The 26,956-nt window shown below is 65.0% G+C and carries 16 protein-coding genes; 7 read left to right on the forward strand and 9 right to left on the reverse strand.

Annotated features, from left to right (window positions below):
- The first annotated feature begins 51 nt into the window (after nt 1-51).
- Nucleotides 52-2,958: an ATP-binding protein gene (locus AB0L63_RS03800; RefSeq protein WP_364494176.1), complete on the forward strand. Its 2,907-nt coding sequence runs from the start codon at nt 52-54 to the stop codon at nt 2,956-2,958.
- 53 nt (nt 2,959-3,011) lie between these two features.
- Entirely contained in the window at nt 3,012-3,272 is a 261-nt protein-coding gene (locus AB0L63_RS03805) for a hypothetical protein (protein WP_364494179.1), read from the forward strand.
- 161 nt (nt 3,273-3,433) lie between these two features.
- On the opposite strand, the gene AB0L63_RS03810 is transcribed toward AB0L63_RS03805, so the two are convergent.
- The 6 genes from AB0L63_RS03810 to AB0L63_RS03835 all read right to left on the reverse strand — a co-directional run bounded on the left by AB0L63_RS03810 (nt 3,434) and on the right by AB0L63_RS03835 (nt 17,310).
- The gene (locus tag AB0L63_RS03810) at nt 3,434-4,663 is read right to left on the reverse strand and encodes a TIGR02679 domain-containing protein (RefSeq protein ID WP_364494182.1); all 1,230 of its coding nucleotides are present in this window, start codon (nt 4,661-4,663) and stop codon (nt 3,434-3,436) included.
- Between the two features lie 11 nt (nt 4,664-4,674).
- Nucleotides 4,675-9,756, reverse strand: coding sequence for an SbcC/MukB-like Walker B domain-containing protein (locus tag AB0L63_RS03815; RefSeq protein WP_364494185.1), 5,082 nt, complete (start codon nt 9,754-9,756; stop codon nt 4,675-4,677).
- Nucleotides 9,757-11,130 carry a DUF2398 family protein gene (locus AB0L63_RS03820; protein WP_364494188.1) on the reverse strand — a complete coding sequence of 458 codons (1,374 nt, stop codon included), beginning with the start codon at nt 11,128-11,130 and terminating at the stop codon, nt 9,757-9,759.
- Nucleotides 11,127-12,731 carry a DUF2397 family protein gene (locus AB0L63_RS03825; RefSeq protein ID WP_364494191.1) on the reverse strand — a complete coding sequence of 535 codons (1,605 nt, stop codon included), beginning with the start codon at nt 12,729-12,731 and terminating at the stop codon, nt 11,127-11,129. The genes AB0L63_RS03820 and AB0L63_RS03825 overlap by 4 nt, the downstream gene beginning before the upstream one ends.
- A gap of 74 nt (nt 12,732-12,805) precedes the next feature.
- Nucleotides 12,806-15,991 carry an SMC family ATPase gene (locus tag AB0L63_RS03830; RefSeq protein WP_364494193.1) on the reverse strand — a complete coding sequence of 1,062 codons (3,186 nt, stop codon included), beginning with the start codon at nt 15,989-15,991 and terminating at the stop codon, nt 12,806-12,808.
- Nucleotides 15,988-17,310 carry an exonuclease SbcCD subunit D gene (locus AB0L63_RS03835; protein ID WP_364494196.1) on the reverse strand — a complete coding sequence of 441 codons (1,323 nt, stop codon included), beginning with the start codon at nt 17,308-17,310 and terminating at the stop codon, nt 15,988-15,990. Before AB0L63_RS03835 ends, AB0L63_RS03830 begins: the two co-directional genes overlap by 4 nt.
- Nucleotides 17,311-17,443: 133 nt before the next feature.
- Here AB0L63_RS03835 and AB0L63_RS03840 point away from each other — a divergent pair, with 133 nt between their 5' ends.
- The 4 genes from AB0L63_RS03840 to AB0L63_RS03855 are packed head-to-tail and all read left to right on the forward strand — an operon-like array spanning nt 17,444 to nt 22,353.
- Nucleotides 17,444-18,283 carry a hypothetical protein gene (locus tag AB0L63_RS03840; protein WP_364494199.1) on the forward strand — a complete coding sequence of 280 codons (840 nt, stop codon included), beginning with the start codon at nt 17,444-17,446 and terminating at the stop codon, nt 18,281-18,283.
- 50 nt (nt 18,284-18,333) lie between these two features.
- Nucleotides 18,334-19,491, forward strand: a complete 1,158-nt coding sequence (locus AB0L63_RS03845) for a hypothetical protein (protein WP_364494202.1) — start codon at nt 18,334-18,336, stop codon at nt 19,489-19,491.
- Nucleotides 19,488-21,020: a hypothetical protein gene (locus AB0L63_RS03850; protein ID WP_364494205.1), complete on the forward strand. Its 1,533-nt coding sequence runs from the start codon at nt 19,488-19,490 to the stop codon at nt 21,018-21,020. The genes AB0L63_RS03845 and AB0L63_RS03850 overlap by 4 nt, the downstream gene beginning before the upstream one ends.
- A complete protein-coding gene (locus AB0L63_RS03855; RefSeq protein ID WP_364494207.1) occupies nt 21,010-22,353 on the forward strand; it encodes an AAA domain-containing protein in 1,344 nt (447 codons plus the stop codon). Before AB0L63_RS03850 ends, AB0L63_RS03855 begins: the two co-directional genes overlap by 11 nt.
- A gap of 511 nt (nt 22,354-22,864) precedes the next feature.
- Here AB0L63_RS03855 and AB0L63_RS03860 read toward each other — a convergent pair.
- The 3 genes from AB0L63_RS03860 to AB0L63_RS03870 all read right to left on the reverse strand — a co-directional run bounded on the left by AB0L63_RS03860 (nt 22,865) and on the right by AB0L63_RS03870 (nt 23,987).
- Nucleotides 22,865-23,107, reverse strand: coding sequence for a hypothetical protein (locus AB0L63_RS03860; protein ID WP_364494210.1), 243 nt, complete (start codon nt 23,105-23,107; stop codon nt 22,865-22,867).
- Nucleotides 23,104-23,379, reverse strand: a complete 276-nt coding sequence (locus AB0L63_RS03865; protein WP_364494213.1) for a hypothetical protein — start codon at nt 23,377-23,379, stop codon at nt 23,104-23,106. The genes AB0L63_RS03860 and AB0L63_RS03865 overlap by 4 nt, the downstream gene beginning before the upstream one ends.
- A gap of 95 nt (nt 23,380-23,474) precedes the next feature.
- A complete protein-coding gene (locus AB0L63_RS03870; RefSeq protein ID WP_364494215.1) occupies nt 23,475-23,987 on the reverse strand; it encodes a hypothetical protein in 513 nt (170 codons plus the stop codon).
- 556 nt (nt 23,988-24,543) lie between these two features.
- Between AB0L63_RS03870 and AB0L63_RS03875 the strand changes: the two genes are divergently transcribed.
- Complete coding sequence (locus AB0L63_RS03875) at nt 24,544-26,817, forward strand: hypothetical protein (RefSeq protein ID WP_364494217.1); 2,274 nt, start codon at nt 24,544-24,546, stop codon at nt 26,815-26,817.
- Nucleotides 26,818-26,956 lie beyond the last annotated feature (139 nt).

Consider the following 26,956-nt stretch of genomic DNA (forward strand, 5'->3'; position numbering starts at 1 on the left):
ACGCGCATATCGTCCGAACGAAATCGAACGGCAACTGGTAGGTGACACAGCTTGAGAATCGATCCCGAACGCATCAGCACCCGCAGTGACCTACACGCCGCACTCAAGACCCTGCATGACCACGACGGCCGTTCTTACCATCAACTCGCGGCCGATTCGGGCGTAAGTGTCGCCTCGGTCTATGCCTGGATCAAGCAGGGGCAAGTGCCTCGCTGGTCGACGTTGCGGCCAGTACTGAAAACGTGGGGCGTGCCACCTACCGAGATCGACCCGTGGCAGACGGCGCTCAAACGGGCCAGCGTGTCCGTCGGCAAGCCGTTGACTGCACAGCTCGATCCGTTCGAGTTCGAAGTCCATCAGCCGATCGCAGTGGCCGGTGCCGGTGATCTCCCGCCCCTTCCGCCGTACGTCTCTCGTGATCACGACGCCGCACTGGCTGACACAGTCCAGCGTGTTGTGCAGGGCGCGAGCGAAATGGTGGTGCTGGTGGGTGACTCATCGACTGGCAAGACCACGGCGTTGTGGGAAGCTCTGACTCCGCTCCGTGCCGCGCCCGGATGGCGATTGTGGCATCCGTGGCAGCCGACTCGCCGCCAAGCGTTCCACGACTCGATTACACGGGTCGGTCCCCGCACGGTGGTGTGGCTGAATGAAACCCAGGAGTATCTGAGCGGTCCAGACGCCGAACATGCAGCCGCCGCGCTGCACGATCTGCTGTCCGACGCCAGCCGAGCTCCGGTACTGGTATTGGGCACGCTCTGGCGCAGCCATCACAAAGATCTCTGTCGCGAACCGATGTCGTCGGTGTCGAAGCTGCTGAACGGCAAACTGATCCCTGTGCCGGAATCGTTCTCCGGCAACGATCTTGCCGCGATTCGTGACGCCGCGGACAGCGACCCTCGGATTGCTGCCGCTGTCAAAGGGGCCGACAACAACCAGTTCACCCAATACCTGGCCGGCGGGCCGGAACTGGTGAACCGATACCGATTCTCAGCGTCACCAGCTGCCAAGGCTGTCATCGATGCCGCGATGGACGCCGTACGGATGGGACATACCAACTCCCTCTCATACGACTTCCTGCACCATGCGGCGCCGTACTACATGACCGACAGGGACTGGGGGCAGGTCACAGAGGGCTGGTTGGACCGAGCGCTCGTCGAGACCAACGAGCCCTGCAAAGGAGTGCTCGGGCCCCTTACTCCTATCCGGCCGCGGCCCTCGGATCCGACCGAGCAGCAGACACCTGCCCTCAGCCGCAATGGTGTTGCTGCTGGTGCCGACTCCATGAGGTACCGACTGGCCGACTTTCTCGACCAGTACGGCCGAAACCACCGCAGCAACGGGTTTCCGCCCAGCGGCTTCTGGGCGGCGGCCACCCAGTACGCGCGCCCGGACGACCTATCTAGCCTCGGGCAATCGGCCCGGAAGCGCGGCTTGTACCGCACCGCCGCCCAGCTTTGGAAGAACGCCACCTGCCACGGCGACGCTCGCGCGCTGTACGAACTGCTGCGCCACTTCAGAGCCCTGCAGCTGCCTGTCCACGGTCCCATAGCATGGCTTGCCCAGAAGATCCCTGTCGACCAACCGGGCATCGTGGCTTCGCTGCTGAACACGATGCTGGAGATGGGGGTAGCTGACCAGATCGCCACGCTACTGGCTCGCAACCCCGGCGCACACAGCGTCCTGGACGACCCCCACTACGTGTTCTTCTTGCTGACTGCGCTACGAAACGCGGGGGCGCACGACCAAATCTCCGCTCTGCTGGCACGCAACCCTGCCGGGGACTGTGCACTCGACCGCGAAGTGGGCGTTCGGCTTCTCATGAACAAACTGAACGAGCTCGGAGCAGTCGATCAGGTCGCGATTCTCGCCCTACGCGCCATCGAATACGTGGCTATTGAAAACGCCCAGGCTGTATCGGAGTTGTTGACGACGTTGCGCGAGGCAGGAGCCGAGGCTCAGATCACCGCGCTGCTGACGCGCAACCCGGCTGCACGCGTGCCAATCGATCAGCCGCGCCAGGTCGCCCAACTGCTGACCGCCCTCGGAGAGGTCGGGGCGGATGACCAGATCGCCACGTTGTTGGCCCGCGATCCCGTCGGACACGCTCGCCTCCAGGACCTGTACGTGATCGACTTGCTGGATGCGCTGTACAAACTCGGAGCCGACGCAGAGGTCACGAGGTGGTTTGCCCGCGATTTCGTGGAACACGTTCCAGTCGATCATCCGGACTGGTTGACCGTCGCGTTTGAAGTACTGCATCGCGTCGGCGCTGGACAGGCGGTCATCACCCTGGCCCAACGCGCCGTCGAGTGCGTCCCGCTCACCGGGTATGCCCTGGGTGACCTTCTCGAGATACTGCAGAGAACCAGGGCAGCTGACCAGGTGGCGGCGCTACTCGCACGCAACCCCGCCGAACGCATCCCGCTCGCCAAACCTTACGAAGTGGCTTTCCTGCTATACAAGCTGCGGGATGCTGGTGCCGATGACCAGGTCGACGCCCTATTGACGCGTAACCCCGCCGAACTTTTACCACTCGACAACGTCTACGACATCGGCGACTTATTGCACGCACTGCTGAAGATAGGGGCCAACCAGCAATTCATCGCATTGGCGAACCGCGCCGCCGAGCATGCGCCCCTCGACAAACCATTCGAGGTCGCCAATCTACTAGACGTGTTGTCGGAATCCAACATGCACGCGCAGATAGCCACCCTTCTGAAACGCGATCCGGCCGGACGCATCCCTTCCACCGACCTGCATGGTGCCGGTGATCTCGCGATCACGCTCAAACACGCCGGGGCAGATGCGCAGGCAGCCGACCTTGCCAGACGTCTGCCCGCAATCGGTGAGTTCGACGATTTCATGGCTATATGCAATGACAACGAGCGGTTCCGGTTCGGAATTCAACCTGAAACCATGCCCGCAACACCGTGGGCGTGGGACAACCTGAATTGAACTCACTGTGCCGGGTGTGATCTGACACCTGGCCTTGAGCACGATTTCACTTCATGTCCGACGGTTTGGTCCGGCTGCCGGGAATGGCTACGGCAACGCCAGGTTTCTGGTTCGAGTCCAGATGGGGGAGCAAAATCAGGCCCCTGACCAGGCAATCTGGTCAGGGGCCTGATTCGTTTCATCCGTTGGATTGGACCATTTCCAAGAAAACACCAAAAATTCAGCGCTACAACGTTCGTCAGCGGGCCGCCGCGCCGAATCCCCGCTCCAGCACCGCCGATGAGTTCGGTGCCTGCCGGGGTGACGCGATGTAGTGCCGCTCGGTGATCCCTCGCGGGAGTGCCCCAGCTCGCCACTGGCCGCGTGGTTTGATCAACTCGGTCTTGTAGAGACCGTGGATCGTCTCGGCGAATTGTCCATCTCGGGATGCGCCCTCTCGATTTGGCTGTCGCTTCGACTTCTGGACACGTCTCCGTCAGGTGAGCAGGGCTTGCAGGACAGCGTCGTTCTCTTGGAAGACCGCCCTGCCGGTTTCGGTAAGCGCCACTGCCAGCTCCGCCGGGAGTACAGGCGGAAGAGCGTTCAGCGACACCGTTGACGGACAGGATCCGGCTTGTCGGACGACCTCCTCGTTCATCCCAACGATTCGCGCTCCATAGAGATCCCGGATCTGACCGGCGATGATCAGCCCGTCCCGGTCGAGGTCGCCCGAATAGGACAAGGGCACTTCGCAATCGAGGGCTCGTTGGAGGAAAGCGTGATCGACGGCTCGTAGATGCCCACTGGTGCAGGCCAGTGGCTTGGTAAATCCAATTGCAAGAGCTGCTTCGAGAACCGATGGATTTTCAACCACAAGTAGCGGAGTTGCCTCGAGGTCCGGCGGATGGACAGTGAGGTCGTACAGGGTCAGCGGCAGTGGTCCCCCGCCGAGCCGAAGGCGTTGGTCCACGATCCCGTTTCCCGAGGCCTGTAGGTTGAGCACTAGCACGGACGAAGAGAGGCGGTCGGCGAGAATGCCGACTCGGGCCAGTAGAGCACGCACCGCGTCAGGCCGGGTGGGTTCCGGCTCGTCGAGTAGCTCCGCAACTGCCTCCACCAGACGCCGTCCAGTGAGGGTGTCCAGATCGAAGGCGTGGGGATCGCCTGCGCAGTCGTGCGCTAGCTTCGCCAAGGTCAACGGTGCGGCCACCGATCCTCGTAGGGTGTCGATCGCGATCAGGGCGGCTTTGAGCCGTTGACATTGCAGAGCGATCGCCTCGATGTCCGACTCGGCGACCCCGCTGGCACAGATCCGGCGAGCCAATCGTGGAACCGCCGCCAGGTCGGATTCGACCTGAGCCCAGAGCTGTTCTCGCGCAGTGGCGCTGACCGCGCGAGCCAGCGCTCGGTTAACCACTGGCCGACCTACCGCCAGGGCCGCAATCACCGGTAATTGCTCGGGATCCAAACCAAAATGGTCGAGTAGTTCTCGCAAGGGCACCTGCGTTTGGTTGCCCGCGGTCGAGACCGCCGAGTTCCCACGTCGGCGACGGGTGCTTATGTCGAGCCAGTTCCTCAGTACAGCCACACCACCGGCAGGCATGTTGGAAACGGTGATCGTCGCGATCCGTGCTGGTTTGGTTCCTGCACAAAGTCGTTCGTGAACCGCCTCCCACAGCGGGAGCAGATCCGCGTCATCGGCGAGCTCTCGGACGGTGTGTGGCATTTGTGGTTCCGTCACGACAGTTCCGCCGTGTTCCCGATGCCTTCGGCGATCAGCACTGGCTGACCCGAACCGGTCCAGAGCCAGGGCATCACGACCCGCACATCACCCGAGTGAGTCACCTGAGCGATCATGACCCGTTCAGCCTCGGCCTTGAGCATGGCGCTCATCTCCGGCGCGGTCGAGAGAACATCGAAGTTCCATTTCCGAAGCAGCGCCAGCAACTTTCGGACGTTTTGCGGGTCGAACGCGGCGTTCATCTCGTCGACGAACAACAGCCGCGGGCCTTGGTAGTCCGGTGTTCCGTACATCGACCAGGCGGCCGCCAACAACGGAAGCATTGTCGCCAACCGCATTTCACCGGTGCTGAACGAGGCGAGCGGGTTCGTGCGGGCCGTGAGCGGTCGGAATACCTCGGTCGCACCGTCGCCGAACGAGGCATGGGTGACCTTGATGTCCCACTCGTGCCAGACGCGGTAGTCGAAGGTATGCGCGACGCGGGCCTCCCAGGTGTCTCCGGTCGCGTCTTCGAGCCGCTGGCGCAGCACGTCGTACATCTGCTGGAAAGTTTCATCCGACGGCAAAGCACTGACCAGCTCGATCATCTTCTGAGCGTCGGGATCGGACTTGACTTTCCAGTCGACTTCGACGCCTACTCGAGCCACACCTGTGCGCACGCCGGCGAGCGTGGCGCGGATCTGCCGGACCAGTTCTTGCGCGGCGGCCCGACGGGTGGCGATCTCTCGGCGCAGCGCCGTGAACATACTCGTCTTGAGCGTGTTCTTCACGTCGTCTCGCAGGTCGCGCTGCAGCTGCTCGGCGGTCTGCTGCAGCGTCATGACCGTCTCGTGCAGGTCTTCGCCGATCAAGGCGTCCGGGGCGGCGACGACCGCCCTGCGCCAATCGGTTCCCGGGATGGTCTGCAGCGTCACCTGCCGGTCGAATCGGACCAGCTCGGTGCTGGTCTTCTTGGCTTCGGCCTCCAATCGGACGCGCCGATTCTCGAGCAGCTTGGCGAGTTCGTCACGGGGGTAGGCGCGCGGCTCGGCCGCCAGCATGCTCGTGCCCCACGCCAGGGCCGCGGTGAGATTGGTCGGTCGCCCGGCCACGTCGACGGGGATGTCGTCGTCGACGGTCGCGATGTGCTCGTCGACGAGCCGATTCATCTGCCGCAGGCATCGTTCGCGCCCCAGTTCTGCCTGTTTACGTTGCGGCGCAATGTTTTCGAGGGTGCTGCGCGCACCCGACGCCGCCACTTCGGCTCGATGGATCTCGTCGCGGACTTCTTCGGCATGCGTTTGCGCGTTCTCATAAGCTGTCGTCGACTCTGTAAGTGCGTGGCGCAGCTGCTCGTACGCGGCACCGTGAAGTTCGCGCATCTGGGCGACGGTTGCGGCTTCGGACAGCGCCTCCGCTCGCGCATTGGTCGCTTCCTCTGACTGCCTGTCGGCGCGTTTGTGGAGCTTGAGCGACGTGGCGGTCGATGTGCGTGCTCGGGCACACAGGTTCAGCGCTCGGTCGATGCAGCGCTGCCAGGTGTGTACCTGCTCGAAAAGCTGCGTGAGCGAGCTCGAGAAGTTCTTCAACGCGGCGCGGTCCGTCGGCAGCATCCGGCCCTCGCCCAGGTCCACCGCCCGGTTCAAAGCCAGCAGCGCCTGCCTCGACTTGGCCTGTGCTCTACGAAGCCGTTCTGTGGTGGTGACGACCTGGGTTCGAGCGGTGGTCAACTGTTGGGCGGCGTCGTCCTCTTCGGCAAGGGCGTCGAACAGGACTTCCAGCGATGGGAACCTGCGCTGATCGTCGTCGGTGCGGTTTTGTGCCGCTGCCGCGTCCTCGAGCCGTGCTGCGGCTAGGACCGCGAATTCGGTTGCTTCCTCGGCCTTCTCGGCTGCGTTGGCCGCCGAGTCTTCGGCCTGCTGTGCCAGTGCACGCGCGGTGTCGACTTCGTTGCCTACGGCGGCGAGGGAGTCGGTGCGGGCGCGTCGCGCCGCGGCCAAGGTGTCGCGGACGGAACGCAAATCGGCGTCTGCGCGTGAATGGCGTTCGGCGGCTTCGTGATCAGCGGTGTGTGCGGCGCCCTGCGCCGTGCGCGCGTTCGAGCGAGCGGCCTTCCAAGGCGCTGACGAGGGTAACGATTCCTGCTCGGCATGCGCCTCGGCTATCGCGTCCTGGCATCGCTGCCGTTCGAGCAGGGCGGATTCGAGTTCGGCGGTGAATCCTTCGAGCCGGGTTTCGAGATCGGCGATCCGTTCCGCGCGAGCTCGTTCTCGTGCTGTAGTCCCGATGTAGCGACAGGTGTAGTTGGTCGGCGCGGCTGCGGTCAGCACGCCGGACTGAACAGTGGTGCCTTCCACAGAATCGACGAAGGAGATGCTGCGTAGCACTGACACTGTCACTGCCGGGTCGATCGGGCTGTCGGGTTCGACGGTGAGTAGATCGGCGAGGTTGGGTCCGTGAACGGGTGGGTTGCCCGTTAGAACGGTGTCGCCGACGCGTGCCCGGCCGTCTGCGGTGACGACGGCGTCCAGGATCCCGGAAACCAGAAGTGCGCCCTCGCAACGGTTTCGGAGGTCAGCGGGGATATCGTCATAGAAGTTGATCAGCGACCACAGCGGACTGCCATCCGAACGGGTCCGCCAGTTCGGGGCTGTCGGCGGAAGCGGCGCTCGCCTGGCGTCGAGGAGCTCCGCGCTCGTCTCGTCGACCCGTTCTCGGCGCTGGTCCACGTCGTGATCGGCCTCGGCGAGCCGACGGTTCAATCGGGCGACCGCGGTTTGGGCCGCCTCGGCCATCGCCGCCTGTAAGGGTCCGTCGTCGTAGTCGGCGAGCACCGACAGCGATCGATCGGCGACAGCTACCGGGGGCGTGGTGCGATCGAGCCGATCCTCGCTTGCCTGGGTTCTGGCCGCGCTCAGCTCGGTGAGCATCTCTTGCGGATCGGTAGTGGGCAGTTGCGACCTAATCGTCCAGTCGCCACCCAGGTGCTGCAGGCCGGATCGCCAATTCCGGACACCATCTGACCAGTCGACGAGCGCCCGCAGTGCCTCCTCAGTACGGTCGAGTTGCTCGACGATCGCCATATGCCGGTGCTCCCGCGCGGCGTCGACCAGACGGTCGTGTTCCAGCTCGGCCTGGCGTTCGGTGCGGGCCTCGGACTCGTCGGCGATGAGGTTCTGCTGGCAGTGCTCGTCGTAACGAGTCTTCACCTTCACGACAGCGTCGGCAGCTTTGTCGGCAGCCGTCTTCTGGTCCGAGGCGAATGCTGCGGCTCGGTTCGCGGCGTCATCGGCAGCGGTTTTGCGAACGCGGTGACCGGGGACGTCGAGCCGATCCCGAATTGCACCGGCCTGCTGGTCGAGCCACGCCGTGAGCCGCGCCGGATCGACCCGGCCCTCGATCGGGTCCGGTTCGAGCAAAGCGTCGGGTACCGGCGGAAAGAATTCGGTGGTTTGCTGCCATGCGGTGATCGCGGTGTCGAGTTGCTGCTCGATCGTGCTGCGCGCCGTGACGCATTCGGACAGTGCGGCGTCGCGTCGTTCGGCCTCATCCTGCGCCGCGCGGTGCTCGTCGGCGGCGTCGGTCGCAGTCCGATTCGCCGCACCCAGCGCGCCGAGCGCGCCGCTGACCTCCTCGACCTGGCCTCGACGCATACGAACCCATTCCAAGGGGGTGGTGGCGATTTCGTCGACCGGAATGTCGCTCGATGCCACGGCATCCGGATCGAGCTGGTCAGGACGGGCCAGCTCCTCGGCGGTCGATACGAGTCTTGTCAGAACGCTCTCAGCAGCGATTGCGCCGCCGGTCCGGGACAACTCTTGCACCGCCTTCGTCAGGCTCTGTTGCGCTGCGACGGCGTCTCGATCGGCCTGCGCCGCAGTCGCACTCGCGGCGACCGCGTCGCTTCGTCCTTGCTCTGCTCGCTCCTCGGCGGACGCCGCGGAGGTGTCCAGGTCCTTGGCGCGCTGTTCGAGGTGGGGGAGTTCGGCACCGGCATGGTCACGCAAGGCTGTCTCGGCGGCACGAACTTCGCCCTCGAGCCGGGAAACCTCGAATTTGGCCTGCTTCAAGGCCTTCTGTTGTTGCTCGATGATCGATAAGGCGTCACCGAGTTCTTTTTCCGCGGTTCGCTCGGAACGGGTGAGGTTGTCGAAATCGGTGTTCGCCGACCGCAATGCCGCGGCGACGGTCAATGCGACCGCCCTCCGGTATAGCTCGTACACCCGGTCGGTTGCGGCGAGCTTCTTCGCTTGCTCCGTCGTGTCGGCCAGTTGACTCTCCAGGGTGGCGATTCGTTGCATCGCCGTGGCGATTTCGCGCATCTTTCCCTGGTCGAGGGCGGGCAACGCACTGGTGAGCACATCGAGCATCTCGCGTGCGGAGATCTTCTCCGCGGTCCGGACGCTGCGTAACGTGCGCAGGACACTGAGCAGCGCGTCGTATTGGAGTTCGTCGAGCGGTGCGAACAATCGTGTGCGCACCGCCGTGCGGTATCCCAACTCGGCACCGATGGAACTTAGGTGCGCGGCCGCTTTCGGCCTGAGACGCTGTGCGTCGGTGAAGAGTTCGCCGCCGCGGGCGGCGAGTTGCTCGGCCAGGCGGTCGATGGACACCGCGTTGCGGTCGATCTGGAGGGTGAGTTCTTCGCCGACTCTGGCCGGGACCAGGAAGAACGCGCGCAGCAACGATTGCCCGGACGAGCGGAGCCACAGACCCGTCGTCACATACTCGGTCGCACCGGTGACGGGATCTGTTCGGCCGTATTCGAGCCACCACACCCCCGTCTTGTCGTCCTTGTCACGATTGTCGGTATGCCGACTCATCAGGGTCCCCGCCGCACGGCCGGAGACGCTGAGTGCGGTTTGCGAGGTGTCACCATCGAGCAGGACGGTGACAAGCTGGGAAGCGGTCAAGGATTTGCCCGAGCCATTGCGGCCGATGAACGCAAGCCAGCCGTCGGCGAACTGGAACTCCTCGTCGGTCCATTTCCAGCTGTTGAGCACCCCGGCACGGGTGGGCTGCCAGCGGCCAGTGACCCCGGGAATCCCGTAAACGGGTGAGTCCGTGGCGGTTTCGGTGCGAAACATATCCGTGGACATTCAGTGCGCTCCTTCGGAATTGTCGAACAGCAACAGCGGGGCCGGATCGACGGTCTTGTCGGTCGGCTCTTCGCTCGAGTCCGGGGCGTGGGCGTTGAGCTTGATTCGCCACATCCGCACCGCGGGGGTGGGCAGCCAACGGCTTTCGTTGTCGTTGTCACCCTCGGACGTGCCGTCGATCGGTGCGACTCGAATCAGGAATCCCGCATCGGCCAGCTCGCGCGCGGCAGCCTCCGCCAGCAGGGACAGCTGGACGTATGCCGCTGCCCACCGCGGTATCCGAGCCCGCACTTGCTCGAACAGACGCACCGCCTCGCCGATCTCAATGGGTCGCTCGTGCCCGTCGTCGGTCAGCGGGCGGCGCGAAAGGTGCTCGAGCAGTGCCAGAGCGGCTTGCCGTTCATTGCGTCGCCCGGTGGGAAAGTCCAGCGCGCTGCCGAGCCCGGAGGGATCAGTAACCTGCCACCAGTCGCGCCGGACAACACCCACCAACCCCAGCGCGTGCAGCACGTTGAGTGCGCGATTGCGGCCGGGCGAGGTTTGCAGGTAGTCGTCGCAGCGCGGGTCTGTTCCCGGGTCGTCGACCAGTCGCCGGATCGCCTGCTGACGTCTGCGGGTCGTGTCGTCGCGTCCACCCCGACCGTCCGGTGTCGAAATGGACTGGTCTATCGACGGGGACTCGGAGTCGATGTCCGCGGTGTCAGCGGTCAGGGCCATGGCGTGCTGATGTGGCGGAAGCTGCGACAGCTTGAGCAACGAGGGCGAGAGCGAAGAGAACTTCGCCGCCAGTCGGTCCCTCGACGCCGCGACGACTCCGTCACCGGTGCCGTCCTCGGCGGTCTGATCCAAATCTCCTTCGACGGTGACCGTTCCATCAGCCTCGAGCAGCCGAAGGGCGTCGACCAGGCTCTGCCGATTGGCGTGCGCTTCCCGCTTGGACACGCCATCGCCCGGCACCACCGCGAACTGCGGCAACAGACCCTGCTCGCTGTCGGCCGCGCACACCTGCGCCACCGCCTGCAACAGGTCGTTCAACGTCATCCGCGGTCGGCGCCACAGCTGTTCGCAGACCAGGGCTGCCACGATCAACACGAGGCGGGGCGCTACGGTCTGATCCCGGCCCGATCGGCGCAGTCGCGGCCCGCGCTCGCCGGGCACGTCGTGCCTGCGTTTGTGCAACCGGACCATGTCGGCCGGTTCGTAGACGTCCAGAGTCCACCCGAGTTCGGCGGCGAAGAACCTCGTCAGCTCGCCGCGTCCACGAACCGCGGCCCGATACAGCTCGGGTTCGCGTTCGGCCAGCAATCGGGCCTGAGCGATCAGTCGGCGCGCCGGCTCGGCGAGGTCGGGATCGAGCAGCGCGTCCTGTCTCATGCGACACCTGCATTCGCGGTTGATGTCGAGTCGGCCCGCACTGTCGGAGCGGGAAGCTCCGCCTCGGCGGACACTACGGTCACCCGAAGGTGGGGCGCGCTCAGCTCGCCTTCGTCCAGTGGCACTACCACTCGCTCATGACGGTCGACGATCCGGACGCCGATGAGTACGCCTGCTTCGTAGGCCTCGACTTGTCCGATTCCGGTGGCGGGGTCGATCATGTCCAAGGCCAGTTGCAGCGCGTCGAACAACACAGCTGCGGTCTCCCCGTCGAGTCCCGCGAAGTGGTCGAGTTCGACCTCGCCCGGCGTCAGCAACGCCGCCGCGCAGTGGCGTCGGTGCTGGGCTTGGGCCCGCGCCTGCATGAGCGCTCGCTTACGCTCCGCCGTGGCGTCGGCGACCTTCCTCGGTCGGCCACCGACGGAACCGTGCCGCTCGTGCTCACGCAGCGTCAACTCCACCGTGAACGGCACCTGGCCGGCTGCCGCTGTCGTGGCGTGGTCGACGTTCTCCTGCGCCGGGCCCGCCACGACATGCCACGCGGGCCAGTCGCCGAACGCGGCCGCGTATACCTGTCGAGCGCTCTCGTCATCGATCTGCTGATGTAGCGATTGCGCTATGGTCCGGAAATCGACCGACAGGTCCGACCCGCGCAGCCGCGCGTTGTAGCGGCGATCGACCGCGTTGAGCAGCGTGTTCACCGCACCGTATGCCGACTCGATGAGCCTGGGCACGCTGCCCTCCGGCACGAACCAGGCTTCCAACGCCGACAACAGTGACACCCGATCGGTGACCCAACGCTGCTGTGTGTGCGGCTCGAGCAGTCCCGCATGCGCGACTGCGCACTGCACGACATGCTGGTGACCGGCCAGCCGTAGCTCGGTGAGCGCCGCGTCGACCCGCACCAAGCCGCGGTCGTACTCTCGCGCGAACTGTCTCAGCGCCTCGACCACCCGGTCTCGGTTGCCGTCGAAGACCTCGTCCTTGGTGACATCGGACTGCACCAGCTGACCGAGCGCATCGTAGAAATCGGCTGTCACCCTTTGCAACTCGGCGATGCGCGTTCCGACATTGCTGAGGTCCGCATCGAGGAGACCATGCGAAGCCGGATCCTGGACGTGCTCCAACAGTGTTCGTAAGGTTTGCTCGACACTGTCGAGGAGTCGGCTCGGCAACTGCAACGCCCGGTCCGCCGAAGAGACCGCATTTCGCACCGCGGCGACGACAGCACGTCCTCGACGGGTCAGCGCCCACGCCTCCTGCCTCCCGAGGACGCCGTGGAAATTGCGAACAGGAGCCGCGAAATCTCGGAATGGCTCGGCCAGACCCCATTTGGCGAGCTGGTCCAGCAATGCTCTGAGCTCGGCCTCGGAGATCGGATCGTGAAAACCGACGGCCCGCAGCCGCTCTGTGATCTCGGCGAGGGTCGATCTGGGTCCGCGAGTGCTCAGTTCCTCCAGGGCTGCCAGCAGTGCCGAGTAGCGCTCGCGATACGGCTCCTCGGGTATCGCGAAGGCCGCCCAGTCACCAGGAACCACATTGCGCCACCACTCCGGCGATTCGCTCAGTTCGCCGCGACCGCGGCCACCTTTTTCAGTCATCCGGGTTCCTCCCCGCCCCAATTCAACACCGGCAGTTACCAATACGGTGTCAAGCGCTCGGCTCGCCACCATCGTTACGCCAGATCCTGCAGACCGCTGGCGAGGTCGGCGTGGATGAGCTCGTCGCGTTCGGTCGCCGTCAGCCAGCGTGCCGTTGACCCGGTGGGCTCGCGTTCGACCCACAAGACATCGTCGACAGCTTCGGCGACGGCGTGCAAGTGGCTGATCACCATGACGAGGCGGTCGCTGCCGGCCCTAGCGCGCAGCACATCCAGCGCCGCCTCCAACGCGGCCCGGTCCAGGGTCGCGAATCCTTCGTCGAGGAATAGTGAGCCGAGGCGCGGACCGCTGTAGGAGTGCAGCTCGGCCAGTGCCAGCGCGAGCGCGAGCGAGGCGAGGAACTTCTCGCCGCCGGAGAGCCGGTTGGCGTGGTGGACGACGCCGGAGCCGCGGCTGACGATTTCGAAATTGTCGGCGAAGCCGAACGTCTCGTCGGTCAACTGGCCTAGCAGTTCGCTGGCGATCCCCAGGAGCGCGCGGGTGTTCCAGGCGGTGAGGTGGCCGAGGAATCTGGCCTCGACGAGTTCGCGGCGCAGCACCTCCAGTGCTTCGAGGCGGGCGCGCCCGGCGGTGATAGCGAAGTCGAGATCGGCGGCGGGCTGCACTTGCTGTTGCGCTGTGCGCTGTTCGGTGCGCCAGTGCTCGGCCTCTTTGTCCGCCTTGGTCTTCGCCTCCACCAACGGGTGCAACGCATTTGGTGCCATCAGGTCGGCGCGATCGTCGAAACCGTCGATGTCAGCGAGCGTGGCGGCCTGTTCGATGAGACGGGCGACTGCGGTATCCGCGTGGAACCTGTAGGCGATATGAGCGTCGGTGAGCTCGGCGTCGAGAGCGGAGGTGACCTTCGCCAACTCGGCTGCGAATTCCCGGATCTCGGTGATTCCCGACCGTCTGGGCGGCTCGGGGACGCGATGGCGAATACCAGCGTCGAGGTAGGCGATGGCGTTGTCGGCGGCATGCGCCCATCCGTCGAGAGCTTCGCGCAGCTTGGTCAGCGGTGTTTGCAGCTGCGTGTGCGTCTCGCGGTCGAGAGCATTCCGGGCGGTGAGGACCGCGGTGTTCTCCGCTCGCGCGGCCTCTCGGGCTTCGGAGATTCCTCGAACCTCCGAGAGCCGGTCGGCGACCGCCGCGCCTGCCGCGGTCACATCGTCGGGCCCGATCTCGATCACCTCGTCGGGCAGTAGCGCCCGGATCCTGTCGGGTAGAGCACGTACCTGGGTTTCGGTGACGGCCACGGCTTTTGCCAGTCGCCGCGACGCCTCCCGGGTGGCTCGCAAGTCCTCCTGGTTGGTGGCCTCGCGTGCGCCCAGCGCCTTGCGATCGGCCTCGATCCTCGCGGTATGGCCAAGGGCTTCGGCATGCCGTCGTCCGACGTAGTCGGCAGCGGCTTGTTCGCAGGCGGTGATCGACGAGAGCAGTGGGCTGGTGATCGTTTCGAGTTCGGCACTGTGCTCATCGGTGTGTTCGGCCGAGGCGGTCATGGCGGCGGTCAGTGCCGCCCAGGCGGTTTCGGTGTCGAAGGATCCGCCTACCCGCGCGGCCAAGGCGGCGAGATCCGCGAAATCCTGTTGTACCGCGTTGCTGACCTTCTCTGCCTCCAGGTGCGCCGTTCGAACGGCGTCCGCGTGTTTGGGCACGGCGGCTTCGGACAGCGTGACCGAGGCTCGGGCTTGGGCGAGTTCGGCCGCGACTTTCTCGTATGCGGTCTTCGCTTGGCGCAGCAGCGTTTTCGCGCCACGCGTCTCGGCGGCGGTTGCCTCGGATGCTGGTTCGAAGGTGGCCGGCAGGTGTTGGTGGCATACCGGGCAGTCGTCTCCGGGACTCAAATCGGCGGCGATTGCGGCGGCCTGGTCGCGTAGTTTCAGCGCATCCAGTTTCGCCTCGACGGTCGCGACATCCTCGGCGGCGGAATCGTTTTTCCGCTCGAGGCCGCCGACCGTCTGAATATGGACGGTGTGTGCGTCGACGGCTGTGCGGTGGGCCCGAGTGGTTTCAGCGATGCGGCGGGCGGCCGTCGTCGCGGCGGTCACGCGGGTGCGGGTGGTGGAAGCGTGGGCGCGGAGATCGGCGGCCAGGCTCTCGGCGGCGTGCGCGGCGTCGATGAGAGGCTGGGCCTGAACGGCACGATGAGCCAGCTCCGTATGGGCGGCCATGATCTGCTCGGCGTCGGCCTCGAGTTGTGCGGTGCGGTCGACGATCCGCTGGCGTTCGCCGCGGTGCTCCGCGGTGCGTGTCGCGAGGTTGTCGAGGATCGCGGCGGCCTTGTTGAGCTTGTCCTGGCCTTCACCACCGGACTCGATGGCCGCGATCTGCGCGGCCAGGTTTTTCTCCGTCTTTGCGGCCGTCGCAGCACGTAGGTCCAGGGCCGCTCGTTGTGTGGCGATTCGAGCGGCGACAGGTTCGAGGGCGTCCAGGGCCTCCGTCGCTTCCCGCACCGTCCGCTCGGCGAGCCTATCGGCCGCGGCGGTCGCCGAATCCGCGCGGGAGCGCGTCGAGGAGATCTCTTCACGCAATTTCGTGATGACATCGATCGCGGTGTTCAGGCGCGCGGCGCGCGCTTCGGCGGCGTCGGCCGCGGTGCCGGCATCGGCGGCGGTTCGAGCCGGATCACTATGCATCGCTTCGCGTTTGATCTGAGCCTGTCCGATCAGCCCGGTGAGCCGAGTGGAGTGGTCGGCGGCGATCTGGCGGACGTCAGCAAGGGAATCGGTGCCGAACAGTTCACGAAGCCGGGTCGTACGCTCCTTGGTCGGGGCGACAAGCAGCTTGTCGAATTTGCCTTGGGGTAGTAGCCCGACGCGCAGGAAGGTGTCATAACCCATCTGCAGCACGGTTTTCAGGCGCGCGCCGACGGGTCCCACGCCATCGAGCTCCTCACCGGTATCCAGGTTGATCAGATGGTTCCGTCCGCCATTGCTGTTGGTGGCGTGCATCGTTCGGTGCACCTGCCAGCGGTGCCCGTCGTGCAGGAATACGAGTTCGACGCTCATGGCATCGGCGTTGTCGGCGATGAGTTGGCGCGGTTCGCTGGCGTCCCAGGCGCTCTTGCGGAACAACGCGAAGGTGATGGCGTCCAGCAAGCTGCTCTTGCCGGCGCCGGTGTCACCGAGCGCGGCGGCCAGACCTTTACCGGTGAAGTCGATGGTGACCGGCTTGGGGTAGCTGCGGAATCCGTTCAGCGACAGCGTAATCGGTTTCATCGCTGCGCCTCCGATCCGATGGTCTCGGCGTTGACCAGCAGCCCGGCGCGATCGACCTCGTCGAGGCCGTGCCCCGCGATGGCGGCGGTCAGTAGCGTTTCCTCACAGCACGGCGTTGGGTCGGTGGGATCCGGTTCGGCCTGCAGGTGAGCGAGGGTGGCCATGACTCGGTCCAGCGTGCGTCCGGTCACTTTGCGGTCAGCCAAATAGTCGTGCAGCAGGTACTCGACGCTGGGCAGTTCATCGGTCGAGGCCGCGCGGTCCAGCACGCGGCTCACCGCGCCCGGACGATGCTCCTCGATATCGATGATTGTCGCCCTGGGCAGCAGGGCCGCAAGGGTTTCCGGCAGCGACGGGGTGGGTTCGGCGACGTTGACCACTGCCTTCACCCAGGCGTCACCGATACGTCCCGCGCGTTGCCTGATCTCCTGCAATGTTCCGACGAGCTTGACGAGGCGGCGACCGGAAGTCAGTGGCACGACTTCGATGCGCGGATCGCGTCCAGGAGCGATTTCGGTCAGCACCACGCTCTTGATGTCGCGGGTTTCGCCGAAGTCCATCTGCAGGGGGCTTCCGGCGTAGTGGGCGGGAAAGCCGATGCTGTCGAGGCGCTGGGGCTTGTGGATGTGTCCGAGTGCGCCGTAGTCGACCGGTGGCAGTCCGGCGGCGGCGACGGCGTAGTCGGTCTGGAGGGAGATCGACCGCTCCGAATAGGACGGGGTGGCCCCCTCGACGAACAGGTGTGCGGCGAACACCAGGATGTCGCGCGGGCCGCGTCCGGCCGCCAGTCGGTGGTGGACATCGGCTTGCACCGCCCGCATCTGCTTGGCGTAGGAACTCGTCGTTGTCGCGGGGTCGGCGAAATCGTAGGTGAACCGATTGGGGTGGAGGTAGGGCAGCGCACCGATGCGGACGGTCAGATCCCCTGCGGCAGCAGGGTATTCGGCGATCAAAAGTCCATCGGGACGTGCGTCGGTTGCGAAACGTACGCGCGCCTCGGCGCCGCCGCGGGTGCCCATGTCGTTGAGGATGTACTCCAGGAACTTCAGGACGTATCGGGTGTCGTGGTTGCCGGAGACCACGACCACCGGCGCAATCTGTCCGAGGCGGCGCAGCGTGTGCGCCGCGCGGCGCATGTCGTCCAGACTCGGGCGGGGCCCGTCGAAAAGGTCGCCGCTGTGCACGATCAGGTCGGGGGCGAAATCGTCAGCGATGTCGATGATTTCATTCAGTACAGCGTCGAATTCGGTGTCGCGCCGATGACGGTTGATCTGACGGCCGAGATGCCAGTCGGATGTGTGGAACACGCGTCCAATCACGGGATTCTCCGAAGGAAGTAGCGGGCGAGGCTGTGGGTCGCCGCCGCGGTCTGGTGGAGTCGAGCGACACCGACCATACCGCAATCTCGGGAATATGTCTGGAGAATTTCTGGAACTCTGGTACGGTCGGCTCATGAGCAACCCGATGGATGTGTTGGAGAAGAGCATCACCGAGTTGCGCCGCGCAATCCGCGACGCAGCCGCGGCCGGTGATGCCGAACGGGTCGCCGAGCTGCGCGCCCAGCTTCGTCGCGCCGAACGCGCCTGGGATGCCCTCCTCGAAACCGACGAGCCCCCCACGGAACAGGCGGCCATCGAACGGCCGGAAACGCCTGTGCCCCATGCGATGATGCTGCCCGCGCGCGAGCACGTCCACCGGGCACTGATGCTCTTGCGCGCACCCGCGGCGCCGAAGCTGATCGTCAGCGTGCACGAGGCGTTCTTCCCCGGCGATCTATCCACTGCCAAACTCTCGAGCCTGCGCCGAGACGAGGAACGCTCCTACCGCGCCGCCCCCGGCACCCGCCCCTTCTACCTGTGCCCGGCGTTGACACACGACCTGCTCTCGCCCGCGCGGGCACTGATCACGATCAGCACCTGGCCACTGGAACAGAGGATCGTCGGTCCGCTGTCTCCACGCGTGGATTTCCTCACCGGCGCGATCCACATCGCCGAGGCGGTACAGGCCGCCCAGTCCACCGACACCGGCCCCACGCAGACGGCACTACGCCTACTCTGGCGATTCGCCGCCAACATACCCGGCGCGATGCCCACGGACCCGGCACTGCAGGGCAGTCGACAGGACCCCCACCTGGTCATCGCCGCGGCCCAGGCCGAGCTGGAGGTGCACGCCGCGTCCGATCTCGCGACACGCACCGGATCCGCGCGCCGGGCCCGCAAGCAGCTCAACGCCGACCAGCAGCTGTTCGGTGCGCCGCTGCAGCAGATCAGGCGTGCACAGGCCGACGCTTGACCCCCGCTCTCATCCGAATCCCCACCCATCACCTCGAGGAACCAACTTCCGTGAAGGTAGTCATCGACGAACGGTTGGACGCGCTGCGCGGGTCCGCGCCGCGTCTGACCTACAACGCCAGATCCCTGGCCGCACTGGAGAACAACCCGCGCTGCGCCCTCCGAGCCGTCCTGGACGCTTCCGGCTCCGACAAGGCCGCTATCGCCGCCCACGCCGGATACCCGAGTCAATTCGGCCAATCCATCTTCGCCATCACCCGCGGCAACAGCTTCGAGCAAATGGTCAAGGCCGACGGTTGCGCGGAACTGCTTCGCGTTCTGCGGGAAACCCTGGAGCTCACACCAAGCGAGGCCGGATACCGGGGCCTCGAGGACGTCGGTGGCGACGGCAGTCCCGCGGCTCGCCACGCCCGGACCACGCAGCTGCTGGTGGCCGCAGCACGCGGCGCGGGCGACAGCACTCTCTACGACCACCCGATGCTAAAGCTCGTCGTCGGCGGGCACCCGGTGTACCTCGAACCGGACTTGGTGGCCTTCCGCATCCGCGACCGCTTCCACGTCGTGGAGATCAAGAGTTTCCCGATCATCGACGGACAGGCCGATCCGGCGCTGGTGCGGTCGGCCACGACCCAGGCGTGCGCTTACATCATCGCGTTGCGGGCGATGCTCGCCGAGGCCGGGATCGAACCTGATGCCGTCTCCGAGAAGATCATTCTGGTATCGCCGAAGAACTTCACCAACCGCCCCACCGGCGCGTTCGTCGACGCGCGCAAGCAGGTTCGCAATCTGGCCCGTCAGTTGGCGCGCATCGAACGCATCGGCGACTTGGTCGAATTGCTGCCTCCGGATCTGACTTTCGACCTCGCCGCTGATGACACCGGAAAACCGCAGCGACCCGCCCACGAGTTGGCCGCGGCGCTGGATCAGGTACCGGCCACCTACCGTCCGGATTGTCTTAACCATTGCGAGATGGCGTTCTTCTGCCGCTCCCGCGCGCGGGCCTGCGCATCACTCGATGTTCTCGGACCGGCGGTACGCGAGCATCTCGGCGGGATCGACACCGCGACAATGGCACTTGGTCTGGCGCGCGGTCAATTGACACCGGACGACGACCAAACCGAGATGGCGCTGGCACTGCGGCACGCGGCTCGACTGCGCGCCGAGCTTGTCGGGTCGGCCGACGGTCCTTCAGCAGGGAGTATGCGATGACGAGAGTGTCGGCGCTGGCGCGCCTGGAAGCGATGGAAGCCATGTCGGCGGTGCCGCTGACCAAGTTCCGCCATCGACACCTCTCGGCCCGGCCCCTTGTGGTGGTGCCACTGGCCATGGCTGGCGAAGCCGGGTCGCCCTTGGCGGCGATCGTCGGGGTGTCCAAGAGGTCGCCGACGCTGCTGGTCGTTGGCCAGCCCCGCGACCGGGTTCAACGGTTCGCCTTCGCCGCTGACCTGGGTCGAATCGTCCTGGACTACATCGACTCCTGCCGCGTGGATCGCCGGGAGATCGGATCTCGCGGCCGCGATCAGGAATCACGTTCCCGATACACCGACGCCCCACAGATCCTGGTCCCCAACCCCGGTGGCATCAAATTCCTGGCCGATCTGGGTCGCGCCTGCCGATTCCGCAGCACCACAGGTGATTACCCGGTACCCGCCGGTGTACCAGAGCTGGGAATGTGGCTGACCTTCCTGGCCAACACAGCCGAGGAAGCCGGGACATCGATGCTCATGTCCGTCACCGACATGGTCAGCGAACACTGGGCGACCGGCCAAAGCACACTCGAGGACCAGAACCTCGCTGCGCTGATGGCCTGGATCGCGCCCCCGGACGGGCTCACCGTCGAACAAGCCCTGCTCGACGCCGAGAATCCCAGCGTGTGCCCACCCGCGGGTCCCGCGACCTCACCGGACTTCGACAATATCTACCTCGCCCACGCCATCAAACAATCCGACACCGCGCGAGCAGCGGGCGACCACGAAGCGGCCTCGGCGGCCCAGGCCGAGATGCGGGAACTGATCAACGAGCAGATCAAGCCGACCTGGCGGCTGATGTGGACCGCCATCTCCCTGCTGCGCGGTGTCCCCGAGGCGCCGCGAGCGGCCAAGCGCTTCGAAAGCGACTGCGCGTCCTTCACCGGCTACTCCGACTACCAGGACTCCGGGACCGCCCTGCCCCAACGCACCCGCGACAGCGCCATCGGCGCTGCGAAACGCCTGAGCAGACTCGAACGTGCCCTGGAAAATCTCGAAGCCGACATGGCCTTCGACGACCCCTACGTCCTGGCCGACCGACGCAGTGACGGAGAAGCATTCGCCGGAGTCGTGGTGGACGCCGAACCCGGCCGCGTCGTCACCACCGACAAGAACAAGCGAGTACCGCGTCCCCTCATCACCATTCGCACGCTCGACCCGACCCGGCTGGCCGACGACACCCGCCTGATCAGCCCATCCATGCCCGCAGGCCACAAGGCGGTGATCACCCACACCGAACCTGACGGCGAAGCGAGCCTGGTCACGGTCGAGATCAACGGGGGTATGGGCCGCGCCCTGATCCCAAGGCCCGGAACGGTTCCCGAACTCGGCCAGGTGATTGCGTACCTACCCGACCCGGGCTGGCGTCCCACACCGGTGTTCCCCGAACGGGACCAGACGGTTTGGACACACAGCATCGACGAGACGCCGGATCCCGACAGTTCGATACCCAACGAGGCCACCGCAGAGGAGTGGGGCGATGACAACTGACGACAAGGGCATCGATGCCGCCGTGGTGGCCGAGCAAACTACCACGGCGATCCTGGCCGACCTCGCGACGCGCGACCACAAAGCCGTGGTCGTGGACTCCCCGCCCGGGGCCGGCAAGAGCACGCTGGTGGTCCGAGTTGCCGGGCACCTCGTCGAGGGTGACGAGCGGCCGATCATTGTGGCCCAGACCAACAACCAGGTCGACGACCTCATCGCCCGCCTGGCCGCGCAACACCCCGACGTCGTGATCGGCCGACTCAGCGCCAGCACCTACACCGCACCACAAGCTGTGCAGGCGAATTCGACCGTCGCCACCGCTGTCGCCGATCTGAACGCGTGCCAGATCATCATCGGTACCGCGGCCAAATGGGCTACTGTCCGCGACGGCAGCTTCGGGTGGGCGATCCTGGACGAGTCCTACCAAATGCGCTCGGACGCACTGCTTCAGATCGCGGAACGATTCGATCGGGGCCTGTTCGTAGGCGATCCGGGACAGCTGGACCCGTTCACCATCGTGGGAACCGAACGATGGATCGGACTGCCCCACGACCCGACCCAGAACGGCGTCACCATGATGCTCCAGCACAACCCGGACACCCCCGAGCACCGACTGCCCGTGTCCTGGCGCCTGCCGCCCACCGCCGCCCCCACCATCGCTGAGGCGTTCTACCCATTCACTGGCGGCTTCACCGCCGGAATCGACACCGGCACACGTTCCTTGGAGTTCCGCACCGCAGCCTTCGGCAACACCGATCTCGACGAAACCCTCGCCATGGCCCTCACCACCGGATGGGCGTTGCACGAACTGCCCCGCCGCCACGTTCCCCGCACCGACGCTCAAACCATCCAGACTGCCGCGAACCTGGCCGGCCGACTGCTCGACCGTGGCGCCGTCGCCACCTGCGAGCGCCACCGCGACGGCCGCCTGCTGGACGCCACCGACATCGCCATCGGCGTCGCGCACCGCGACCAGGCCGACCTGGTCCGGGCCGCACTCTCCCGTACAGGCAACCCGAACGTGGCACGGGTAGTGGTCAACACCGCGAATCGGTTGCAGGGCCGCGAGTTCGAGGTCGTGATCGTGGTGCACCCCTTGTCCGGCCGCCGCGACGCCACCTCCTTTCACCTCGAGGCCGGTCGACTGTGCGTGCTCACCTCCCGCCACCGGCAGGCCTGCATCGTCGTTGCCCGCGAAGGAATCACCGACCTCCTCGACAGCTATCCCTCGACCGACCCGGTCCACCTGTCAGTGCCCGCGAAGTTCCCCGACGGCTGGGAGGCCAACCAAGTCGTGATGGCCAAACTCATCGCCGATCACCGCGTCGCCGCATGATCCCAGAAGACCAGGGCCAGGCACACGATCAGCCCGACAAGGGCTTGCTTGAGCCGGATGCATAGACATTGTGCACGTCCGGTTCTGAGGGGGCGGGCGCCCTTTACGGTGCCGGTGCGAGCAACACGATCGTCTGCGACTCATGCCTGTTCGACTACTACGGCGAGAGCAAGGGGTACCTGGCCCCGCTGGTAGGGCAGCGGAGTCGATTCGCGGACCTCGCCGCTCGGGCTGAGCATGGTCGGCCCGGCTCGGACCTGGATCAACCTCGGTAGCGAATCGCACCGGGGTTTCACTTGCGTAGTTGTTGCTGAGTAGGTTAGGTCCGCCAGCCTTGTTGGTTCATGTGTTCGAAGTAGGCGTCGTCGGCGGCTTGTATCTCGGCTTCTGATCTCGGCCTACGCTGTTCATCAAGGGGTTTCTGTTCGCCACCGCCCAGGTGTTGGAGTTGGTCGCGGATCCGCGGGTCGGCTTTGTTGACCAGATGCTTAACCTTGGCTTTTGCGTCAGCTCATGCTTTGCGGTGGCAGTGTCGCAGCACCCCGGCGAGTTGGTTGCTGGGTGAGCGCATAGCGCCTGGCGCGATCTGCAGATCGGTGATGTCGCCGTCGGCGTCGACTTCGACGAGTACTCCTCGTAGTTCGCCGCGGCCGCGTACCACAGCGATCGCTGCGGCGAGTTGCTGGCTGTGGCTGCGGATCTCGGTGAGTTCTCGTTGGAGTTGCCGCTCCCATTCCTGGATGTCTGTAGTCACTGTGGGCGGAGACCTTTTTCGGCGGGAACCGAGTAGACGACGTCGCCGGGTTCGATTCGAGACGACACCTCGGTGGAGAAGACGAGCGAGAACTTGCCCGGCGCGGGCTGGTGGAAGTCGAGCGCTTCCAGGACTCCCCGATAGGTTTTTCCGTCTTTCTTGCGCAACTCGACCTGTTGGCCCGCTGTGAAGTCGCCAACGGCCTGGCCGACGACGAACGGGTTCGGTCGGAAGCTGACCGGGAAGATGTCTTCAACATAGAATTCGCTCACTGCTCATTCTCCTTGCTTCCCAGCGAGATAGCGTTGCCAGAACGCTTCATCGGCGGCGTATGCCTCGTCTTCCAGTTCCCTGGTCACTGCTGTTCCTACTCTGCCTTGTGCGTACTGGTCGATGTGGACACGCTCGTGCACCAAGTTGCGCACAGTGTCTGTTCATCGGCAAATGCGCTGGGGGCCAAAGCGATATGTCCTGGTGCGGTGCTGGCGCTGGCCTCCATGTAGTCGAAGTAGCGCACATCATCGGCGGAGCTTGCTACGTCTACGCGGATGCCTGTGAGGTCGACACCGGCTCGGCGGGCGTATTCCTCGATGGTTTCTTGGGTCATCGGCAGATGGTTTCCGCTTTCGAGAACCTCCTGGTTCGTGCGGGGTCCCATCCGGGAGAACAGTTGCCCATCGGTTAGCACGGCGTCGCGTCGGGCGAACGGAGTCATTTTGATTTTCGCGGCGCTGACCCAGTTGCGGACTCGCTCGAACAACGGCTTGAGTCGTTCGGCAAGTGGTTTCACGACGTTGGTGACGAGCTTTGTCAGCTTCGTCGCGAGCTCGCCGATGAATGTCGTGATTCGGCGGGCGCGGATCGCGATGCGTCCGGCCAAGGCCGCGTTGCCGACCCATTCGGACAGGGTTGCCGTGAACGGCGCCCAACCCTTTCTCGGACCCTCCGATCATCCGGTGGTCGACCGGTTCCGCACAGCGTTGGGGCAGTTGCTGGAGTGGGATCATTGGAGTCGGGGTGCCGGCTGGGTGCTTGGGCAACCCCGGTCTCGCCCGAACTCTGGGCCGAGAAGCCCGATTTCGCCATTGCCCAGGGCAGGTGAATTGGTCGATGAGCGCATCGTGGCCACCTATCAGCTCGAAAACTACGAACTCGGAAGCCGTGTCGAGGGAAGACCCGGAACTGCGCCTGTATCGAGAACTGTGGAACAGCCCACGCAGGCGGCCTATGACCTCGGCCCATCCACCCGGTTGATCCTGACGGGGCTCCCGCCGACCGGTACGCAGAGCGAGCGGCGTAGCTGCGCAATTGCTTCCGTGACTGCCACCGACGGATGCAAACACAGGAAAGTATCTCGCACCCCCCGAACTCGCGCCTAATCTGCTCCTGTGCAAGAACACTCCGACGTTGGGCCTATCGAGGTTGAACCTGGGCCGATGCTCGATCTGGCACCGACAGTGCAAGTCCGGTTGCACATGGAGCTGGGTGCTCAGCGTGCCGACGAGGTAATCCGCTGCCTACGCACTGCCAAGGCGCTGCTGAAACAACAGGAAGCCGATTCCCGCGGACTCCGGCTTACAGCCAGTGCCGCCTACAACCTGCGCGAGGCCCTGAATCGGATTGTCGAGAACCACGATCCGGCCGAGGGCGGACTGCCCCTCGTCTTGACCGCCTGGGCAACATACGAAGCACAGATCACTACGCCGGACTCGGACCACGAGGCGGCGCGGAAGACGTTCGACTCTGTGATGCGGACCGTGGCTTCAGGTAAGTCCCGTGCCAGCGGATATGCACGCAAGCTGATCGCTCATCTGCAGGAACGCGCCGGTGTCGCCCCGCTCGAGAGTGCTGCGGATCCCATCGGGGAATTCCAGGCTCTGCTCGAACAGGCCAACAAGGGGTTGCACGGAGACTTGTCAGACCACCAGGCAGCACAGCTGCTCGAGCGGATTCTTGATTGGTTTAACCGAGTCTTCGCTCCACCCGACGAAGTTGCGGATCAGATCCTGAATCTGGCAGCTCAGCCATGGACCTCGATCCAACAAACACAGCAGCTGGCACGGATAGTTGCCAACAGTCACCATCTGCGGCTCTTCTTCGGTGCGGTACAAGATCCGGCATGGCTCACACCGTTGCATTCGGCGGGACTCGTCGACATTCCTGCGCCGAATGTAGTTTGGCCGGCTGCCGCATTGACCAAGGGGCTTGGTCTGACCGCCCCAGCACAAGTCACCGAGTTACTCCAGCTGGTGCTCAACGACATAAAGCAGTTGCCCAAGGACCAACGGCTCGCGCCGCGATTCGAACTACTGCGTGTTGCTGTCCATTTGGGCCCAGCGGGCTGGCCAATCGTAACCGATGTCGCCAGCAAGCACGGGGACGATGAGTCCGTTCAATCCCTGGCCGTGCACGCAGCATCGTGTGCCGAGCCGTCCGATCCGTTCGTCGAGACCGTCGCGAATGTGGTGCTCAATTACTGCAGTCCTTTCCCGCGCCCGGCTCACCACGAAACCGTCGAGATTCTTGACCATCTGGTTGCGGGATCGACCACAGACAACTTCGTCGCGCGCGGGCGCATACTTGCCAGCAAGACCAGATTGCAGGCCAAGAAGGACGAAGAGGCGGTGGCCTCTCGCTGGCTCGATCCCGAGGCGCTCGGCCTGGATTTGGCAGAACATCCCACGACACTCCTACTGTTCGCCCACCATCTTTCCCGGCTGATCTCTTCCGCATCGCAGCACAACGTCGCATTCGACGAGCTGTGGGGGTGGGTGAAGAACATGGAGGGCGAGGTCGGTGACCGTCTGCGCGCTCTAGCCTTCGCAGGCGCAACCACTCAGCACCTCCCAGATGCTATCGCATACGTGGCAACCCGGATCGCACACGCGCTCACAACAGCCGAGGACGTGATCCTCGTTAACAGCATCCTGGAACATGAGTTGGCTGAGGAAGATCGACAAGTGTGGGTCGAAGCGTGTGGAACCCCCTCGCCCCCACCAGGTCAGGAACGTCCTGTCCCTGAGGACTGGCGTCGGATATGGCGCTGGGCCGCGATTCTGCCCGATAGTGTCCTGGATGCCTGGACCGAGGCAATCGACGAGCTCTCCGCACACTGGGGTCAGCCGTCGGCCGCTCCGCTCACCGTCCAACGGAGGCCGCAGATCGAATTCAGCGTCGTCGAGTCCCCATTGAGCACAGCGAGTCTGTCGGCGAAACCTCCGCTGGAAGTCGTCGCGATACTCGCCCGCCCCGAACCCAGTGGCCTCGCCGAAACTGCAACGCGCAGGACCTATGAGGCCGCAGGTGCGTTGGAGGAAGCGGTCAAGGCCGATCCTGCGGCATGGGGCGCCTCCTCCCGTGAGGTCATTGCTGGACTACAGCAAGACGAGCTAGTCGAGGCCTACGTCCGCGGGTTGCTGACCAGCATCCAAGACGTCGTTCCCAACGCATCCGAAATTATTGACGTTGTCGTACCTCGACTCCTCCAAACGCTAGCTCTGACCGACCTGAGCCAGCCGATCGTAGGTCTGGCCGATGCTAGCGATCTTCAGCATGTGCTGCTCAATCTGGTTCGCGCGCTGGCAAACCACGACGGCGAGATCGGCGCCCAGCTTGACCTGTTGTGGCCTGCATGTGTCACGTTGATCACCCGCGCACCCGCCACCGGCGAGGTCAGCTCGTCGCCGATCGACCGGGCATCCAATTATTGAACGATTGACGACACTCCGGTACACCGCTTTGTCGCTTGTCCGCACAGCAAAACCCGACGCCCGGTAATGCCGCTGACCGCGCTGACCGAACCGGTCAGCGCGGTTCATCGGAAGACCAACTGGCCGTACCGATCCGACG

Source organism: Nocardia sp. NPDC051990, assembly GCF_040680755.1.
Lineage (GTDB): Bacteria > Actinomycetota > Actinomycetes > Mycobacteriales > Mycobacteriaceae > Nocardia.

Coding starts and splice junctions, on each gene's coding strand:
- AB0L63_RS03805 (WP_364494179.1), top strand. CDS start 3,012: ATGTCCGACGGTTTGGTCCGGCTGCCGGGAATGGCTACGGCAACGCCA.
- AB0L63_RS03810 (WP_364494182.1), bottom strand. CDS start 4,663: ATGCCACACACCGTCCGAGAGCTCGCCGATGACGCGGATCTGCTCCCG.
- AB0L63_RS03815 (WP_364494185.1), bottom strand. CDS start 9,756: ATGTCCACGGATATGTTTCGCACCGAAACCGCCACGGACTCACCCGTT.
- AB0L63_RS03820 (WP_364494188.1), bottom strand. CDS start 11,130: ATGAGACAGGACGCGCTGCTCGATCCCGACCTCGCCGAGCCGGCGCGC.
- AB0L63_RS03825 (WP_364494191.1), bottom strand. CDS start 12,731: ATGACTGAAAAAGGTGGCCGCGGTCGCGGCGAACTGAGCGAATCGCCG.
- AB0L63_RS03830 (WP_364494193.1), bottom strand. CDS start 15,991: ATGAAACCGATTACGCTGTCGCTGAACGGATTCCGCAGCTACCCCAAG.
- AB0L63_RS03840 (WP_364494199.1), top strand. CDS start 17,444: ATGAGCAACCCGATGGATGTGTTGGAGAAGAGCATCACCGAGTTGCGC.
- AB0L63_RS03850 (WP_364494205.1), top strand. CDS start 19,488: ATGACGAGAGTGTCGGCGCTGGCGCGCCTGGAAGCGATGGAAGCCATG.
- AB0L63_RS03855 (WP_364494207.1), top strand. CDS start 21,010: ATGACAACTGACGACAAGGGCATCGATGCCGCCGTGGTGGCCGAGCAA.
- AB0L63_RS03875 (WP_364494217.1), top strand. CDS start 24,544: ATGCTCGATCTGGCACCGACAGTGCAAGTCCGGTTGCACATGGAGCTG.